We start from the raw sequence: 16,483 nt of genomic DNA, 5'->3' as shown, positions 1-16,483 counted from the left end.
CGGTTTTCCCTAAAACTGGGTATTTTTTTGCTTTTGAATGTGTCAATTGTGTGGAACGTGACAATTATTCGGACAAAAAAAAGCCTAGTGCTCAAGAGGGGTCACTAGGCGAAAAGGATGTTATTTGATTGGGAGAACATCCTTAGAGGAAGCTAAAAACATCATGATTTAATCCTTAAGTGTATGATGCGGAATTTTTCATCATTTGCAAAATTGTTTATTTTTATAATTATGATTGAGAAACACGATGATTTCAAAGCTTCAGTGCTCGTATCGTTTCACTATGACAAGTTCTTGACAAATTTTAAGCAACTTCAGTTAAACTATGGTGACATAATCAGCAAAAAATAAATGTAGTGAAGTCAAAAAAAATAGATCCTCAGCGTCAAATTGTTTTTACTTCTACTAAAGCCAAAGGAAAGAATCGGGTGGAAGCAGCGCTTTCATAATGATCATTTAGCTATAAAAAAAGGGTGAATAAGTCGACCTTATTCACTCTTTATAGAAACGAAATGGTGGCTTAACTTAACTCAACATCGGCTTTAAGAAACGCCCCGTATGCGAAATCTCCACTTCGGCCACTTGTTCTGGTGTACCTTCGGCAATAATCTGACCGCCACCCGCACCACCTTCTGGCCCAAGATCAATCACCCAGTCTGCGGTTTTAATCACATCCAGATTATGCTCAATCACCACAATGGTATTTCCTTTGTTGCGAAGCTCATGCAAGATGTCGAGCAGCTTGGCAATATCATGAAAATGTAGGCCAGTCGTCGGTTCATCTAGCACATACAGGGTTTTGCCCGTATCGCGTTTGGCCAGCTCACGTGCCAGTTTCACACGCTGCGCTTCACCACCAGAGAGTGTGGTGGCTGCTTGGCCTAAACGGATATAGCCCAGCCCCACTTGGGTGAGGGTTTCCAAACGACGGTGAATCACCGGAATGGCACTAAAGAATTCGGCACCATCTTCTACCGTCATCTCCAGTACGTCAGAAATGTTTTTACCTTTGTAGGTCACTTCCAGTGTTTCACGGTTATAACGTTTGCCATGACAGGCATCGCACGGTACATACATATCGGGTAAAAAGTGCATTGCCACTTTGATCATGCCGTCACCTTCACAGACCTCACAGCGACCGCCTTTAACATTAAATGAAAAGCGACCAGCCGCGTAGCCACGTGCCTTGGCTTCTGGCGTCTGTGCAAATAACTCACGAATAGGGGTGAACAGTCCGGTATAGGTGGCCGGGTTTGAACGTGGGGTACGGCCAATCGGACTCTGATCGATATCCACCACCTTGTCCAAATGCTGTAAGCCATTAATCGAATCAAATTTTTCTGCGGTAAGCGTGGTGGCCCCATTTAACTGAGTGGCAGCCAATGGCAGCAAGGTCCGGTTAATGAGGGTCGACTTGCCCGAACCCGATACACCCGTCACACAGGTCATGATGCCTAGTGGAATTGTTAAATCCACATTTTTAAGGTTATGTCCGGCTGCACCGCACAGTTTAATGGTCTGATCTGGTGTAGGCGAACTCAAACGCTGCGCCGGCACGGCGATTTTAAGCGCGCCTGAGAGGTATTGCCCAGTGAGAGAGTCCTGATGCTTTTTCAGTTCATCGGCTGTCCCTTCGGCAATAATTTCACCGCCATGCACCCCAGCACCCGGCCCGATATCAATAATATGATCGGCCGCACGGATTGCGTCTTCGTCGTGCTCGACCACCAGCACGGTATTGCCCAAATCACGTAAACGAATCAGGGTTTGTAGCAGACGGTCATTGTCACGCTGATGCAAACCAATTGAAGGTTCATCCAGCACATACATGACACCCATCAGGCCAGCACCAATTTGTGAGGCCAGTCGAATACGCTGTGCTTCACCGCCCGACAAGGTTTCGGCTGAACGAGCCAAACTCAAATAGTTCAAACCGACACTCACCAGAAAGTGCAGACGTTCACGAATTTCTTTAAAAATTTTATCGGCAATTTCGCCTTTAGCACCCTCAAGATTCAAATCTTGATAATACTGTTCGGCATCACCAATCGACATCTGGGTAATATGTGCAATGGTTTTGTCTTTCACTTTCACATTTCTGGAAATTTCATTCAGACGAGATCCACCACAAGCATCACATGCAGCATTTGACAAATACTGTGCCAGATCGTCACGCACATAATTACTCTCGGTTTCACGGTAACGGCGTTCGAGATGCGTTAAAATGCCTTCAAATGGCATGACGCGGTTATGTCGACGGCCACGTTCATCGATATAACTTAAATCGATTTTTTCTTTACCGGTACCGTATAAGAATTTCTTTTGTACCTCTTTTTCAAGCGTATTCCACGGTGTATCGAGCGAGTACTCAAAATGCTCCGCCACTTTTTGCAGCATCGAATAATAATACGGGCGCTGACGATCCCAACCGCGTACCGCACCTTGACTCAGTGACAAGCTCGGATCTGGAATCAGCTTTTCTGCACTAAAATGGCTGCGCGTGCCCAAGCCATCGCAGACCGGACAAGCACCAAACGGATTATTAAAAGAAAACATCCGTGGTTCTAGCTCTGCCACAGCACGATCACATTCCGGACAGGAGTGTTTGGCCGAAAATACACGATCGGGCTGTTCGGCGTTCATCCACGATAAAATAGCCAAGTCGCCACCGAGGCGCAGTGCAGTTTCAAACGATTCTGCAATCCGGTTGCCCAAGTCATCGCGTACTTTAAAACGATCCACGACCACTTCAATGGTATGTTTCTTCTTTTTATCTAATTCAGGTGCCGCATCGATATCGACAATTTCACCATCGACACGAGCCCGCACAAAGCCTTGACCTTGTAGTTGTTCAAAGAGCTGTGAATATTCACCTTTACGCTCACGTACCACAGGTGCCAGCAGCATCAGTGCTGTACCTTCTTCTAAAGCTTTGACTGCATCGACCATTTCGGAAACGGTTTGTGCCACCATCGGCAAATCGTGTTCTGGACAATAGGGCGTTCCGACGCGTGCATAGAGCAAACGTAAATAGTCATAAATTTCGGTAATGGTTCCCACAGTCGAACGCGGGTTATGGCTTGTCGATTTTTGCTCAATGGCAATTGCAGGACTGAGGCCTTCAATTGCATCGACATCAGGTTTTTCCATTTGCGATAAAAACTGACGCGCATAAGCCGATAACGATTCCACATAACGGCGTTGGCCTTCGGCATAAAGCGTATCAAATGCAAGAGATGACTTGCCAGAGCCTGAGAGTCCCGTAATCACCACAAATTTATCACGTGGGATATCGAGAGACACATTTTTTAGGTTATGGGTACGTGCACCTCGAATACGGATATGGCTTTGGCTCATAAATCGATCCTAAAATGAATTTTTAAAAGAGGTATATGATAGCGCATGAAAAATGTTCAAGCCCAAACTTTTCATTTTTGTGCGACATTTTGTGTCGGAGTGTCTGATTGGCAGGAGAAACCATCATACTGATATCCGTCATGGCACGGCGCACCGTACCATGAGGCAAACTTAGATTATTTAATTAGCGGCGATATGCAGTTGCACCGAAACGACCTGCAAAAATCGTAACCAGCATTCCAATAAACAATCCAATGAACGACCACAACGCAGTTTTGGCAGCCGCTTTGGCAGCAGCAGCGGCCTGCTCACGGACTTGCTCTTTCAACTGTTCGTATTTTTTCTCTGAATTATTGATGTTGACGGTCAAATCGTTAAAGAAGGTTTGAACTTTAACCGTGGCTTGAGTACGTGCCTGCATAAAGTTTTCTGCGGCTTGATCAGCTTCAGCAGCGGTAAATGATGGATTGTTGGCCATAATGGCTTTTTTCACATCGTCTTTACTGATGGCAGCATTGATGGTTTGTACGCGCTGCTCGATAGTGGTTAACAGATTTTTAGTGATTTCTTTATACTGACTCGGATTCAGCGCCACTTGTTTCACGGCTTCTTCCGTCTGTTTTTTCGCCCAGTCAACTTGTGAACTTAAGTAATTCGGTTGCAGCTCCGGCACTTTACTTTTTTCAAGCGCTTGAGCAATTTTAGAATCAGTGCCATCGGTCAGGTCAGAGATAGAGGGAATGACGTTGTCTAAAATATTGTTTTCTTTAATCAGTTCGACCGAGCCTTTGCCAATACCAGAGGCGAGTGTTCCGGTCACACTGGCAATTGAGCCGACTGTATTGGCTGTTGTTTTAACTGCACTGTTTAAAGTCATGATACTTAAGATCAGACCAATAAGCAGTGATAATGCCCAGACCAAAAATCCATGCATGCCACCATCTAAACCTGCGAACTTACCCGCCAGATAAGCACCAATGCCAAGGCTGACCAGTAACGAGATGAGCGTCCAAATGGTCACCACTGTGCCAGAGCCATTGGAAATGTCATCGTGCGACATCGGGTCGAGTAAAGAAAATCCAAGCGCAGCGCCGAGTAATGAAAGCAAAAAGGAGATTGCAAGTACAGCGAGTACACCTGCAAAGATACTGGCCCAAGAAATTGTTTTAACAAATGTGCGATTGATAGTGTTATCCATTATTGTGTCCTTATTGAGTAAATAGTTGTTGGATTTCTCACGTGTTTTTGAAGCAAACACGTCAATAAGCTGTATTTATATTAATCACTTAAATCGTGTTTGACTGTTTAAAAAAAGAATTTTTTGTGATTTTTTACACAATTTGTAACGTATTCATGTAACTTTTTGTGTCGGCGTCATCTGGTATTTATTTTCAGTCAGCTAGAGCTTTCATAAGTATCAAAACGGTCAGGTTCACAATTTATTCTGTTCAGCAATCATCTAATATGGCTATAGTGAGCGTTATCACATTGAATACAATAAACAAGAAGGGACACTATGCTTGCACTGATTTTGATTGCGCTGATTGCACTGCTGCATGTTTATATTCTGGTGGTCGAAATGTTTTTGTGGGATCGGCCTTATGGCTTAAAAGCCTTTGGAAATACGCCTGAAAAAGCCCGAATCACCAAAGTGATGGCACAAAATCAGGGCTTATATAATGGTTTTTTAGCAGCCGGGCTTTTTTGGGCATTGTGCGCGCCCGAAGCGTTATTTGTTCCACTGGCGAGCTTTTTTCTGGGTTGCGTATTGGTGGCTGGCCTCTATGGCGGCATGACCGCCAATAAAAAAATCTTTTTTATTCAGGCATTACCTGCATTTTTAGCACTGTTAAGTGTTTATTTACTATAGTGTGTAGCGATAGGCTTCATTTTGGCGTTTAATCTGCATATGTTGTTTCAACTCAGCAAATAATGTGACGTATTGGCATGCTTGGTTTGTTTTTTAAATGCACCCTAGGTGCAGCAGTTGTGCTGCTCATTTCTATTTTATCAAAAAGCAAGACCTTTTATATTGCGGGCTTGGTGCCGCTTTTTCCGACCTTTGCTTTGATTGCGCATATCATTGTATTTGGTCAGCAAGGTGCTGAGGCACTGCGTAAAACGGCGCTATTTGGTTTATGGTCACTGATTCCCTATGCAATCTATCTGGGGATGGTGTATTTTCTGGCTGAACGGGTCTCGATTGGGTGGTGCTTAAGTCTGGCGACACTGGCGTGGGTACTGGCTGCAGGTCTTCTGTTATTGGGCTGGAATAGCGTTTTCAGTTAAGCGTGGCATGAGGTGACTGAACTGTACCCAACTCAAAATGATTTGAATATTGCATATTTAAAAAATAAAAGGCCAGCACCTCACTGACCTTTTAGCAATGCTTTTATTGGCTTAGACCCAACCACTGACGCTGATGGTAGGCGCTGTCCCAAAACAGCCATTCTAGCTTGGCACCCATGGTATAAGCCGCATGCATTTTTTCTAACGTATCGGCGTCGCAGCGCGCTGCAACCTTATCGACGGTTGCAATCACATTACGCACGGCAGTGTGAAATTCTTCACCCGCATAGGTATCAATCCATGCCTGATACGGATTATTCGGCACCGACTGACTGACAATGGCACGGCCCACTTCGGCATAAATCCAGAAACAGGGCAGGAGCGCTGCCAATACCACAGGATAACTTTCAGACCACGCCGTCGCAGTCAAAAATGACGTGTAATGATGACAAGCCAAGGTTAGGGGTGTCGACTCAAAGGTTTCTTTACTCACATCAAATGCCGTCATAAAGTCATTGTGCAGACTACGCTCAACCACAATCGCGATTTTAGCAGCTTCAGAAAACTGCATCACGTCGTCTGCATCGTAAGCTTTGGCGGCTGCCACTGCCAAGGCACGACCATAGGCCAACAAATAATGCGCATCCTGAATCACATAATGACAAAATGCCTCAGGCGCCAATGTGCCAGCAGCCAGCTCCTGATTAAACGGTAGATTGAGGATCTGCTCATATAACGCGGTATTTTTTTGCCAAAGTAATTGAGTAAAGCTCATAAGTCGTCTGCTCTAAATCCGATTTTTTGCGTGCCAAGAACTATAACAAAAATCGATCGGCGTGAGCGTTGTAAACCACTTTATTAATTTAGACTTAATATTTTGCGTAAAAGTGATAAATGTCATCTGCTTTCAGCTAAAAAACGCGCATAATACATCCCGAAATTCTAATACTTGATCTTATTTTGATTTAGGGCATTCATGAAGCATTTTCGTTTTTCCATTTTCTTTACCGTCATCTGTCTGGCGTTATCGGCGTATTGGGGCTATACCCATGGTCCGGAAGCAGGCATTTCGACCATGTTTAAAGCACTCACCATTACCGCTATTCTGGCGGTGATGGAAGTGTCGCTGTCGTTTGATAATGCAGTCGTCAATGCGTCTGTTTTGCGTGGTTGGGATCATTTTTGGAAAATGCTTTTTCTCACTGTCGGCATCTTAATTGCCGTATTTGGTATGCGTTTGATTTTTCCGGTGGCCATCGTGGCGGTCACCGCCGACATGGGCATGATTGAAGTGGCCCAAATGGCACTGAATGATCCAAAAACCTATTCTGCACGTCTGATGGAACATCATGCTGAAATTGCAGCATTTGGTGGAACGTTCCTGCTCATGGTGTTTTTAAACTTCTTTTTCGACGACGGCAAAGACACTCACTGGTTCAAATGGATTGAAGCCAAGCTGGCCAATCTGGCGAATGTGCCGGCAATGTCGGTCTTTATTGCCTTGGTTGCGCTGCTGATCATGGCAACCTATGTGGCCGACGACAAACGCCTTGTGGTGACCATGGCGGGTATCTGGGGGCTGGTGGTCTATATCGGTGTTCAGGTGTTGAGTCACTTACTCGGCGGCGAGCCTGAAATTGATGAAAATGGCAATGCAGTATCGCATGATGCTTCTGGGGCATCTAAAGGTGTGATTAAAGCGGGTTTTGGTGGTTTCTTATATCTTGAAGTGCTCGATGCATCGTTCAGTTTCGACGGTGTGATTGGTGCTTTTGCCATTACCAGCGATGTGGTGATTATTATGCTCGGTCTGGCCATTGGTGCCATTTTTGTGCGCTCGATGACCGTTTATCTGGTCGAAAAGGGCACTCTCGATGCATACATTTACCTCGAGCACGGTGCGCATTATGCCATTGGTGCCTTGGCCTTTATCATGCTGGCAAGTGGGACTGGTGTACACGTACCTGAAGTGGTTACAGGGTTGATTGGTGTTGCGTTTATTGTATGGGCTGTCTTGGCTTCGATTCGATACAGCAAGCATCACGCGCAAACCGATTAAGCTGGCTTTCAGTTAGCTTGCGTAGTCTAAAAAGGGTGCTTCGGCACCCTTTTTTATCAGGTATCAGAATTTCGTCAATTTAGGCGAAGTTTAATCTTGAATCCTCTATAATTTGATTAAGTTTAGATAAGCGTGTCGATATGATGAATGCGTTGGAGCGTCGCTCAACCTTTGCATTAAGCAGTATTTTTGCCTTGCGTATGTTGGGTCTGTTCATGATTATTCCTGTATTTTCAATTGCAGGGCAGTCCTATCAATACGCAACGCCCGCCTTAATTGGTCTTGCAGTCGGTATTTATGGTTTGAGTCAGGCCATTTTGCAAATTCCGTTTAGCCTGATAGCCGACCGCTTTAGCCGTAAACCGCTCGTGGTGCTGGGTTTGTTGCTGTTTGCTTTGGGCGGCGCGGTCGCGGCCATGTCGGACACCATTTATGGCGTGATCATCGGGCGTGCCATTGCTGGCGCCGGGGCTGTATCGGCGGTCGTTATGGCCTTGCTGGCCGATGTAACACGTGAAGAGCAGCGTACCAAAGCCATGGCCGCAATGGGCATGAGTATTGGTTTATCTTTTGTGGTGGCGTTTAGCCTAGGGCCTTGGCTCACCAGTCTGGTAGGCATTTCCGGACTATTCTGGGTCACCACCCTGATGGGACTGGTGGCAATTTCGATGCTGCTATTGGTGCCTAAAGTTACGCGTCATCATAAAAGTTATCAGCAGGGTTATCTGGCTCAGCTTAAACAAGTTATCAAGATGGGCGATTTAAACCGCTTGCATGTGTCGGTATTTTCACTGCATTTATTACTTACCGCGATGTTTATTTATGTGCCTTCTCAACTGATTGAGTTTGCCGATATTCCACTTTCCAAACATGGCTTAGTGTATTTACCGCTGCTTGTAGTAAGTTTGTTTTTTGCTTTTCCAAGTATCATTGTGGCAGAAAAATATCGCAAAATGCGCGGCATCTTCCTGACCGCCATTGCCGGTATTATTGCAGGTTTGCTCATTCTGATTTTTGGTTATGAGTCGAAGTATGTACTCTTAACAGGCTTGGGTATTTTCTTTATTGCATTTAACGTGATGGAAGCGCTGTTACCATCTTGGTTATCGAAATCTGCCCCGATTCAATCTAAAGCCACTGCTATGGGCATCAATGCCAGTAGCCAGTTTTTGGGTGCCTTTTTTGGTGGTACGCTGGGTGGACAATTGCTGATGCTGCACAACACTTCACTGGGTTGGAGTATCTTGGCCGCGATTGCTATACTGTGGTTGCTGGTGAGCTTCGGGTTGGCGCAGCCGCGCTATTTGTCGTCGATTGTATTGCCTTTACCTGAGGTAACTCACACAGCCGAGTGGACGTCTAAACTGCTGGCGATCCGCGGAATTGAAGAAGTCGTGGTAATGACCGAACAGCGTGTAGCGTATATAAAAGTGGATAAACGCGTCATCGATGATGCTGCGCGACAACATTTAACGCAGTTGTTAGGGTCAGAGGTAGCCATTTAATCATAACTCTTATAAAGTAAAAGACAGAAATAGATAGGAAGATTAAAGCTCATGCGTGGTGTGAATAAAGTAATTTTAGTTGGGACCTTGGGCCGTGACCCGGAAACCAAAACGTTTCCAAATGGCGGGTCATTGACTCAATTTTCGATTGCAACCAGCGAATCGTGGACAGATAAAAGTACGGGTGAGCGTAAAGAGCAAACCGAATGGCATCGTATTGTGTTGAATAACCGTTTAGGTGAAATTGCACAGCAATACCTGCGTAAAGGTTCAAAAGTGTACATTGAGGGTTCATTGCGTACCCGCCAGTGGACAGATCAAAACGGTCAAGAGCGCTATACCACCGAAATTCGTGGCGACCAGATGCAAATGCTTGATACACGTAGCCAAGGCGAGCAGCCTATGGGTGGTGGTCAGGACTACAATCAGCCACGCTTTAACAACAATGCACCGCAAAACACTGGCTATAACAACCAAGGCGGTGGTTATAACAACAAAAACAACGCTGGTGCCAACCAAGGTGGCGGTTATGGCAACAATGCTGCGGGCAATCAAGGTGGTTATGCACCTAAAGCGCCACAGCAACCTGCTCCAGCAGATCTAGACGACGACTTACCGTTTTAAAATACATGACTTAAAAACCTCACCTTGCGTGAGGTTTTTTTATCTCTAAATTTTTATATTTTTTAAAAATATGATGATCTGAGCGATATCGTACACACTATTTTTTACTTAAATTGAAGAAAATATCGAAGCGCGATAAGTAAAAATAATAAATCAAAACATCCAATTAACCCGAGCGCGTTTAGGAGCGCACTGATCCGAATCATTTTTTAGCACTATTTTGGTGCAAAAAAACAAGATTGGCCCCCAATTACCATAGACAAATGGCTCTCGTTTATTGGCCACCAAAAAGACACATTAGATTCATTAGAAGTATGCATACGGAAACGTTCGATTGGGCCTTATACAGGCAGTTAAAACCGGCATGGCCCAGTCAACAACAAGTTAAAAGGAGAGGCGCACTGCAAAGGCGATGTTGCAGGCCTCTGCTTTTGAGGTATTAAGGAAAATAGTTATGGCAGCGCTCAAAACAGCGACTGAATCAGGCCAAGCCGAAGGGCTTAAAAGTGGCTTGAAGTCGCGTCACCTCACCATGATTTCAATTGCCGGCGTGATTGGCGGCGCTTTATTTGTGGGCTCGGGCAGTGTGATTTATTCTGCGGGCCCCGCAGCGATTTTAGCTTATGCCATTGGGGGATTGCTGGTTTTACTGATTATGCGAATGCTCGGTGAAATGGCAGTCATGAATCCAGACAGCGGATCATTTTCTACTTATGCCGATCGTGCGATTGGTCGTTGGGCTGGTTTTACCATTGGCTGGCTGTATTGGTGTTTCTGGACTTTACTCATGGGTTGGGAAGCCTATGTGGCCGGTAAGATTCTCAACAGCTGGTTCCCGTTTATCCCCATTTGGGGCTATATGCTGATGGTGATTATTGGCTTGGTCTGGGTCAATCTGCAAGACGTGAAAAACTACGGTGAATTTGAATTCTGGTTTGCCTTGATCAAAGTTATTGCAATTGTATTGTTCTTGGTTGTGGGAAGCTTGGCTATTATGCATTTATGGCCATGGGGTGAACCTGCTGTATCAGGCATGACCAACTTAACTGCACAAGGCTTTATGCCCGGGGGCTTTTCATCGGTAGTCACGGCTTTACTTGGGGTCATGTTTGCCTATATGGGCGCCGAGATTGTGACCGTTGCAGCCGCAGAATCAAAAAATCCGGCACGTGAAATCCGTAAAGCCTCAAATTCGATTGTGTGGCGGATTATCCTGTTTTATGTCGGCTCGATGTTTATCACTGTGTGCTTGATTCCACACAACAATCCATTGTTAAAAGACCCAACATGGGGAACCTATAGCGTCACGCTGTCTGCGCTTGGTATTCCAGAAGCGCGTCATATTGTGAACTTTGTAGTGCTAACTTCGGTATGTAGCTGCTTTAACTCGGCACTTTATACCTGCTCACGCATGATGTTTTCATTGTCTAAGCGTGGCGATGCACCAAAAGCGTTTTCAAAAACCAACCGTAACAGCAGTCCATGGGTTGGGGTCATTTTCTCAAGTATTTTCTCTATCGTGGCGGTGTACCTCACAGCCAGTGAAAGCATGAATGTATACGATGTTCTTATGCTGGCAACCGGCACGGTGGCATTGTATGTGTACCTTGCCGTGGCATTTTCTCAGCTACGCATGCGTAAGAAAATCGAAGCTGAAGGTAAAGCCATCGACTTTAAAATGTGGTTATTTCCATGGTTAACCTATCTGGTCATTTTCATCATCATTGGTGCGATTGTGACCATGTTGATTGAAGGAACATATTTTAAAGAGGTGATTTACACCACAGGACTGGCGCTGGTGATTGTGGCGCTGGGCGTACTGACCCACAAATTTAACTGGGGAAAGGAAGCTCGCCAACACATGCTGCAAGAAAATAAAAACTCAGTCAGCTAAATCATCTGGCTTAAAAAAAGAACCTCTTCAAGAGGTTCTTTTTTTATCTGTCAATTCTGCTGGCTTGCCGTTATGAGCGGGTTGGAATATTGGCTTCGCGCAAACACTGTAGCAACACCCCAAAGGCCATGACCATGTCTTTTTCACTCACACAGGCAAAGCCCATCAGTAGGCCACGTTCGGCATGGGCATGCGCGTGCATATAATATTGCGACAATGCCCGAACCTTAATGCCCCGCTCGAGTGCAGCCGAGGCAACCGCAACGTCATCGCAATTATCGGGCAATTTAAGCACCAAATGCAAACCAGAATCGTCGTTGTATTCATGCAAAAATTCTGGGCCTAAATAACGCTTAATCAGATCGACCAGATAAGCACGCCGTTTGCCGTACAACAGCCGCATACGGCGAATGTGTGCTTCGTAGTGGCCTTCCCGAATAAACTCGGCCAATGCCTTTTGCTCAAGCAAATGCCCGCCGCGATAAAGCTCGGCAGCCAATATCCGTAAAGATGAAAACAGTGGCTTTGGCACCACCAAATAGCCAATGCGTAAGGCAGGGTAAATGGTTTTACTAAAGGTACCCATATAGATTACGGGCGCATCGCTTTCAAGGCCCTGTAAAGACGGGTAAGGCTGCCCAGAAAAACGAAATTCACTGTCGTAGTCGTCTTCTACAATCCAGCTACCGTAGCGCTTGGCCAAATTGAGCAAAGATTTGCGGCGCTCAAGACTCAAATGCGACCCCAGCGGATACTGATGCGACGGCGTCACAAAAATCAGTTTGGGGGGCTCTTCGGGATACTGCTTGGGAACAATACCATCGGCATCGACCGGCATGGGTTGAATATTCAGCCCATTGATGCGCAATGTATTGCGCATGCCCCAATAGGCCGGATCTTCAATCCAGACCGGATCGCCAATATCGCTCAGCGCACGCGACACCAGATCAATCGCCTGATGAATACCTTCGGTAATAATAATCTGATCGGGATCACACTGTACCGAGCGCGCCACGCGCAGATAATCGGCCAAGGCGCTACGCAGTTCGGTGCATCCCCCCGCATTACTGTAAATCAGGTGATGAATATCTGGCTCGCGACTTAACCGCGCCTGAATACGGCTAAAAATATGATGTGGGAATTCGGTCACATCTGGCGCACCCGGCACAAATGCACCCCATTGGTAAGGCGAGGCACCAGCATAACCAATCAGTTGGCTACCGCGCTGCGACAATTGATACGAGCGCGGCGGATTCCGCAGCCCCACGCGCTGTTTGCCGTTGGGCGTGTTTAAAAAGGCTTCGGGTAACTGCTCGGCCACCCATGTGCCATGTCCGGTTTTTGCTTCCAAATAGCCTTCAGCCTGAAGCTGTTCGTAGGCCGATAACACTGTATTTCGTGAAACATGAATTTCTTTGGCGAGGTCACGTGAAGCCGGCAAACGCGTTTTTGGGGGTATAACACCTTCAACAATCGCGCCTTGCAAACAGCGAAATAAACGTTGATGAAGTTTTCCGTCTACATCTTGTTGTAAACGTTGTAATAAATGATCGCCCAGCAAACTACGCAATTGGCTCTCTCCCTGAGTTGATAAATGGCTCTCGTCAGTCGACGCAAGACGCGCGAAATTACAGTGGTAGACAGCTATTGTAAAGCATCCTGTAAAAGATGGCGGGAATGTGTGACCAAAGCTGTAATGAATAACACTAGAGGATAGATAGATGGACACTAAACATTCTGCACTTAATCAGCGTAAACAGCAAGCAACTCCACGTGGTGTGGGTGTGATGTGCCAGTGGTATGCAGACAAGGCTGAAAACGCCACAATCTGGGATGCACAAGGCAATGCCTTTACCGATTTTGCAGGCGGTATTGCGGTGTTAAATACGGGTCATCGTCATCCGAAAGTGATTGCTGCCGTTCAAGCACAGCTTGAAAAATTCACACATACTGCTTATCAGGTTACACCATACGAAAGCTATGTATCGCTTGCAGAGCGTATCAATGCACTTGCACCGATTGCAGGCCCTGCCAAAACCGCATTTTTCACTACAGGTGCAGAAGCGGTTGAAAATGCAGTTAAAATCGCACGCTCATACACGGGTCGCCAAGGCATCATTACCTTTGGTAATGCGTTTCACGGCCGTTCATTCATGACCATGGCCATGACCGGTAAAACAGCACCTTACAAACGTGATTTCGGTTTAATGCCGGGCGGTGTGTTCCATGCGCGCTATCCAGTTGCATCACGTGGTATCAGTGTCGATGCCGCAATGGAAAGTATCGACAACATTTTCAGTGAAGACGTTGCACCGCACGACGTTGCAGCGATTGTACTTGAGCCAGTACAGGGCGAAGGCGGCTTTAATATTGTACCGGCCGATTTCTTAAAACGCGTGCGCGCACTTTGCGACAAACACGGTATTTTACTGATTGCCGATGAAGTACAAAGTGGTTTTGCCCGTACAGGTAAAGTTTATGCGATGGATCATTACGAAACCAAAGCAGATCTCATCACCATGGCCAAGAGCTTGGGCGGTGGTTTCCCGATTTCAGGCGTCGTTGGCCGTGCAGAAGTGATGGATGCACCAAACCCGGGTGGTTTGGGCGGAACCTATGCAGGTAACCCAATTGCGGTTGCAGCAGCACACGCGGTGATTGATGCCATCGAAGAAGAACAACTATGCGAACGTGCCAATGTACTCGGTGCAGAGCTGGTGAGCGTACTTGAGCAGCTTCAGCAAGCAACCGATCAGGCGATTATCGATATTCGTGCTTTAGGCTCAATGGTTGCCGCAGAATTTGAAACAGCGGAACAGGCCAAAGCCGTACAAACCTATGCCATGGAGCATGGCTTGTTATTACTTACCTGTGGTAAGTATGCCAACGTCATCCGTTTCTTGTATCCATTGACGATTCCGACTGAACAGTTCCGTTCTGGTCTTGAAATCTTGAAACAAGGTGTTTTAGCGTTGAATGCAGAAACCCACAGCACAGCAGTTGGACAAACAGCATGATTCAAGAAAATTTACAGTATTTACTCGCACATCCGGATATCTCGTTTACTGCACCTGCAACAGGCACAGCAATTGAGGTCAAAGATGCCGCGACAGGTGCATCACTGGCTTGGGTAAAAACCAGTGACCGCGCCGCTGTAGAAGCCGCAATTCAACGTTCGGAAAAAGCGCAAGCGGCGTGGAAAACCCAAACCGCCTTGCAGCGCGCCGATATCTTGTGGGCGTGGCACCACCTTATGCTTGAGCATAAGGAAGATCTGGCACAGATTTTAACTGCCGAGCAAGGTAAGCCACTGGCAGAAGCGCGTGGCGAAATTGGTTATGCTGCTTCGTTTATTCGCTGGTTTGCAGAGCAGGCGCGCCGCATTGATGGCGAAATTTTACCGCCAACCGTTGCGCATCAGCGTTTACTGGTGATCAAGCAGGGCATTGGTGTTACGGCGGCCATCACACCGTGGAACTTCCCGGCGGCCATGATCACCCGTAAAGCAGCGCCGGCCATTGCTGCCGGATGCTCAATGCTGGTGAAGCCGGCAGACCTGACACCACTGACAGCCTATGCGCTCGAAGTACTGGCTTTAAAAGCAGGCTTGCCACAAGATGTATTGCTCAACATTAGCGGTGATGCAGTGGAAGTGGGCAAAACCCTGTGTGAAAGCGATGTGGTCAGAAAGCTCAGCTTTACAGGCTCTACGCCAGTGGGCCGTATCTTGATGCAGCAGTGCGCACCAAGCATCAAGAAACTCTCGCTTGAGCTGGGCGGTAATGCGCCGGTGATCATTTTTGACGATGCCAACCTAGAGCAGGCGGTTGCAGGCATTATGGCCAGCAAATTCCGTAACAGCGGTCAAACCTGTGTCTGTGCCAACCGTATTTACGTTCAAGCGGGTATCTATGACCAGTTGACCGAACGTCTGACTCAAGTTGTGGCAGGCTTACGTGTGGGCGATGGCCGTGAAGATGGCGTGACGCAAGGGCCACTGATCGACGAGCGTGCGGTAGCCAAAGTGCAGTCGCATATCGATGATGCCACCCAAAAGGGTGCTAAGGTCGAAATCGGTGGCAAACTCGCGCCGCAGGGCGGCACCTTCTTTGAACCGACGGTACTCAGTGGTGTTACCCAAGACATGCGTGTTGCTAAAGAAGAAACCTTTGGCCCGCTGGCTGCGTTATTCCGCTTTGAAACCGAAGCGCAAGCCATTGAAATGGCCAACGATACCGAGTTTGGTCTGGCTGCGTATGTGTTTACCCAAAATGCAGCGCGTCAGTGGCGCGTGGGCGAAGCACTTGAGTATGGAATGGTTGGGGTCAATACCGGCGCTATTTCCAATGAAGTGGCACCATTTGGTGGGGTGAAACAGTCCGGTTTAGGTCGTGAAGGTTCCCAGCACGGAATTGAAGAATATTTGGAAATGAAATACCTGTGTATCGATGTTTCTGAGTAGGTTTCATAGCTGATCCTTTAAAACCCGTTATGCCCATTCATAACGGGTTTTTTTATTGTTCGACAAAACCCAAAGGCAGGAGCAGCCTGATCAGTTTGGTCAACGCCAAATGCTCGTCATTCACCGTGCTGTATTCAGGACGTTAAAGCAGAGCCAAAGAAAAAGCCCTTTATCAATTTTGATAAAGGGCCGTACGCTGTTGTTTCATTATTTTCATGCACTGATTGTTTGGAACCCTCATTTAATTAATGTGATGTGGTTCTCATTTTTGAAGCATGATAGCTCAAAATTTA

The 16,483-nt window shown here is 46.6% G+C and carries 12 protein-coding genes; 8 read left to right on the top strand and 4 right to left on the bottom strand.

The genetic code is table 11. From position 1 onward, the window contains the following. Positions 1–525: 525 nt before the first annotated feature. Both uvrA and L2096_RS03720 read right to left on the bottom strand, forming a co-directional pair. The gene (uvrA, locus tag L2096_RS03725; protein ID WP_004934020.1) at positions 526–3,357 is read right to left on the bottom strand and encodes an excinuclease ABC subunit UvrA; all 2,832 of its coding nucleotides are present in this window, start codon (positions 3,355–3,357) and stop codon (positions 526–528) included. A gap of 184 nt (positions 3,358–3,541) precedes the next feature. Then, entirely contained in the window at positions 3,542–4,555 is a 1,014-nt protein-coding gene (locus L2096_RS03720; RefSeq protein ID WP_004934022.1) for a hypothetical protein, read from the bottom strand. A 318-nt stretch (positions 4,556–4,873) separates the two neighbouring features. Here L2096_RS03720 and L2096_RS03715 point away from each other — a divergent pair, with 318 nt between their 5' ends. Both L2096_RS03715 and L2096_RS03710 read left to right on the top strand, forming a co-directional pair. Further along, complete coding sequence (locus tag L2096_RS03715) at positions 4,874–5,227, top strand: DUF1304 domain-containing protein (RefSeq protein ID WP_004944844.1); 354 nt, start codon at positions 4,874–4,876, stop codon at positions 5,225–5,227. Positions 5,228–5,304: 77 nt separating this feature from the next. Further along, positions 5,305–5,646 (top strand): GlpM family protein, encoded by a 342-nt coding sequence (locus L2096_RS03710; protein WP_055415506.1) that lies wholly within the window; start codon positions 5,305–5,307, stop codon positions 5,644–5,646. Between the two features lie 103 nt (positions 5,647–5,749). On the opposite strand, the gene tenA is transcribed toward L2096_RS03710, so the two are convergent. Then, the gene (tenA, locus tag L2096_RS03705) at positions 5,750–6,421 is read right to left on the bottom strand and encodes a thiaminase II (RefSeq protein ID WP_250364896.1); all 672 of its coding nucleotides are present in this window, start codon (positions 6,419–6,421) and stop codon (positions 5,750–5,752) included. 201 nt (positions 6,422–6,622) lie between these two features. Between tenA and L2096_RS03700 the strand changes: the two genes are divergently transcribed. From L2096_RS03700 to L2096_RS03685, 4 genes are all read left to right on the top strand, one after another. After that, the gene (locus L2096_RS03700; protein WP_004934038.1) at positions 6,623–7,705 is read left to right on the top strand and encodes a DUF475 domain-containing protein; all 1,083 of its coding nucleotides are present in this window, start codon (positions 6,623–6,625) and stop codon (positions 7,703–7,705) included. 140 nt (positions 7,706–7,845) lie between these two features. Continuing rightward, positions 7,846–9,210, top strand: a complete 1,365-nt coding sequence (locus tag L2096_RS03695; protein ID WP_235471556.1) for an MFS transporter — start codon at positions 7,846–7,848, stop codon at positions 9,208–9,210. A gap of 51 nt (positions 9,211–9,261) precedes the next feature. Further along, positions 9,262–9,834 (top strand): single-stranded DNA-binding protein, encoded by a 573-nt coding sequence (ssb, locus tag L2096_RS03690; RefSeq protein ID WP_076033164.1) that lies wholly within the window; start codon positions 9,262–9,264, stop codon positions 9,832–9,834. A 454-nt stretch (positions 9,835–10,288) separates the two neighbouring features. Beyond that, positions 10,289–11,728: an amino acid permease gene (locus tag L2096_RS03685; RefSeq protein ID WP_250364895.1), complete on the top strand. Its 1,440-nt coding sequence runs from the start codon at positions 10,289–10,291 to the stop codon at positions 11,726–11,728. Between the two features lie 70 nt (positions 11,729–11,798). On the opposite strand, the gene pdxR is transcribed toward L2096_RS03685, so the two are convergent. Next, entirely contained in the window at positions 11,799–13,298 is a 1,500-nt protein-coding gene (gene pdxR / locus L2096_RS03680) for a MocR-like pyridoxine biosynthesis transcription factor PdxR (protein ID WP_004934051.1), read from the bottom strand. A 151-nt stretch (positions 13,299–13,449) separates the two neighbouring features. Here pdxR and gabT point away from each other — a divergent pair, with 151 nt between their 5' ends. Further along, a complete protein-coding gene (gene gabT, locus L2096_RS03675; RefSeq protein ID WP_004944850.1) occupies positions 13,450–14,745 on the top strand; it encodes a 4-aminobutyrate--2-oxoglutarate transaminase in 1,296 nt (431 codons plus the stop codon). After that, entirely contained in the window at positions 14,742–16,190 is a 1,449-nt protein-coding gene (locus L2096_RS03670) for an NAD-dependent succinate-semialdehyde dehydrogenase (RefSeq protein ID WP_025095564.1), read from the top strand. Before gabT ends, L2096_RS03670 begins: the two co-directional genes overlap by 4 nt. Positions 16,191–16,483 lie beyond the last annotated feature (293 nt).

It is taken from the genome of Acinetobacter sp. ACZLY 512 (assembly GCF_023614015.1).
Taxonomy (GTDB): domain Bacteria; phylum Pseudomonadota; class Gammaproteobacteria; order Pseudomonadales; family Moraxellaceae; genus Acinetobacter; species Acinetobacter soli.
Note: the sequence above shows the minus strand (reverse complement) of the source record. Positions and strands in the feature narration are given on the sequence as shown.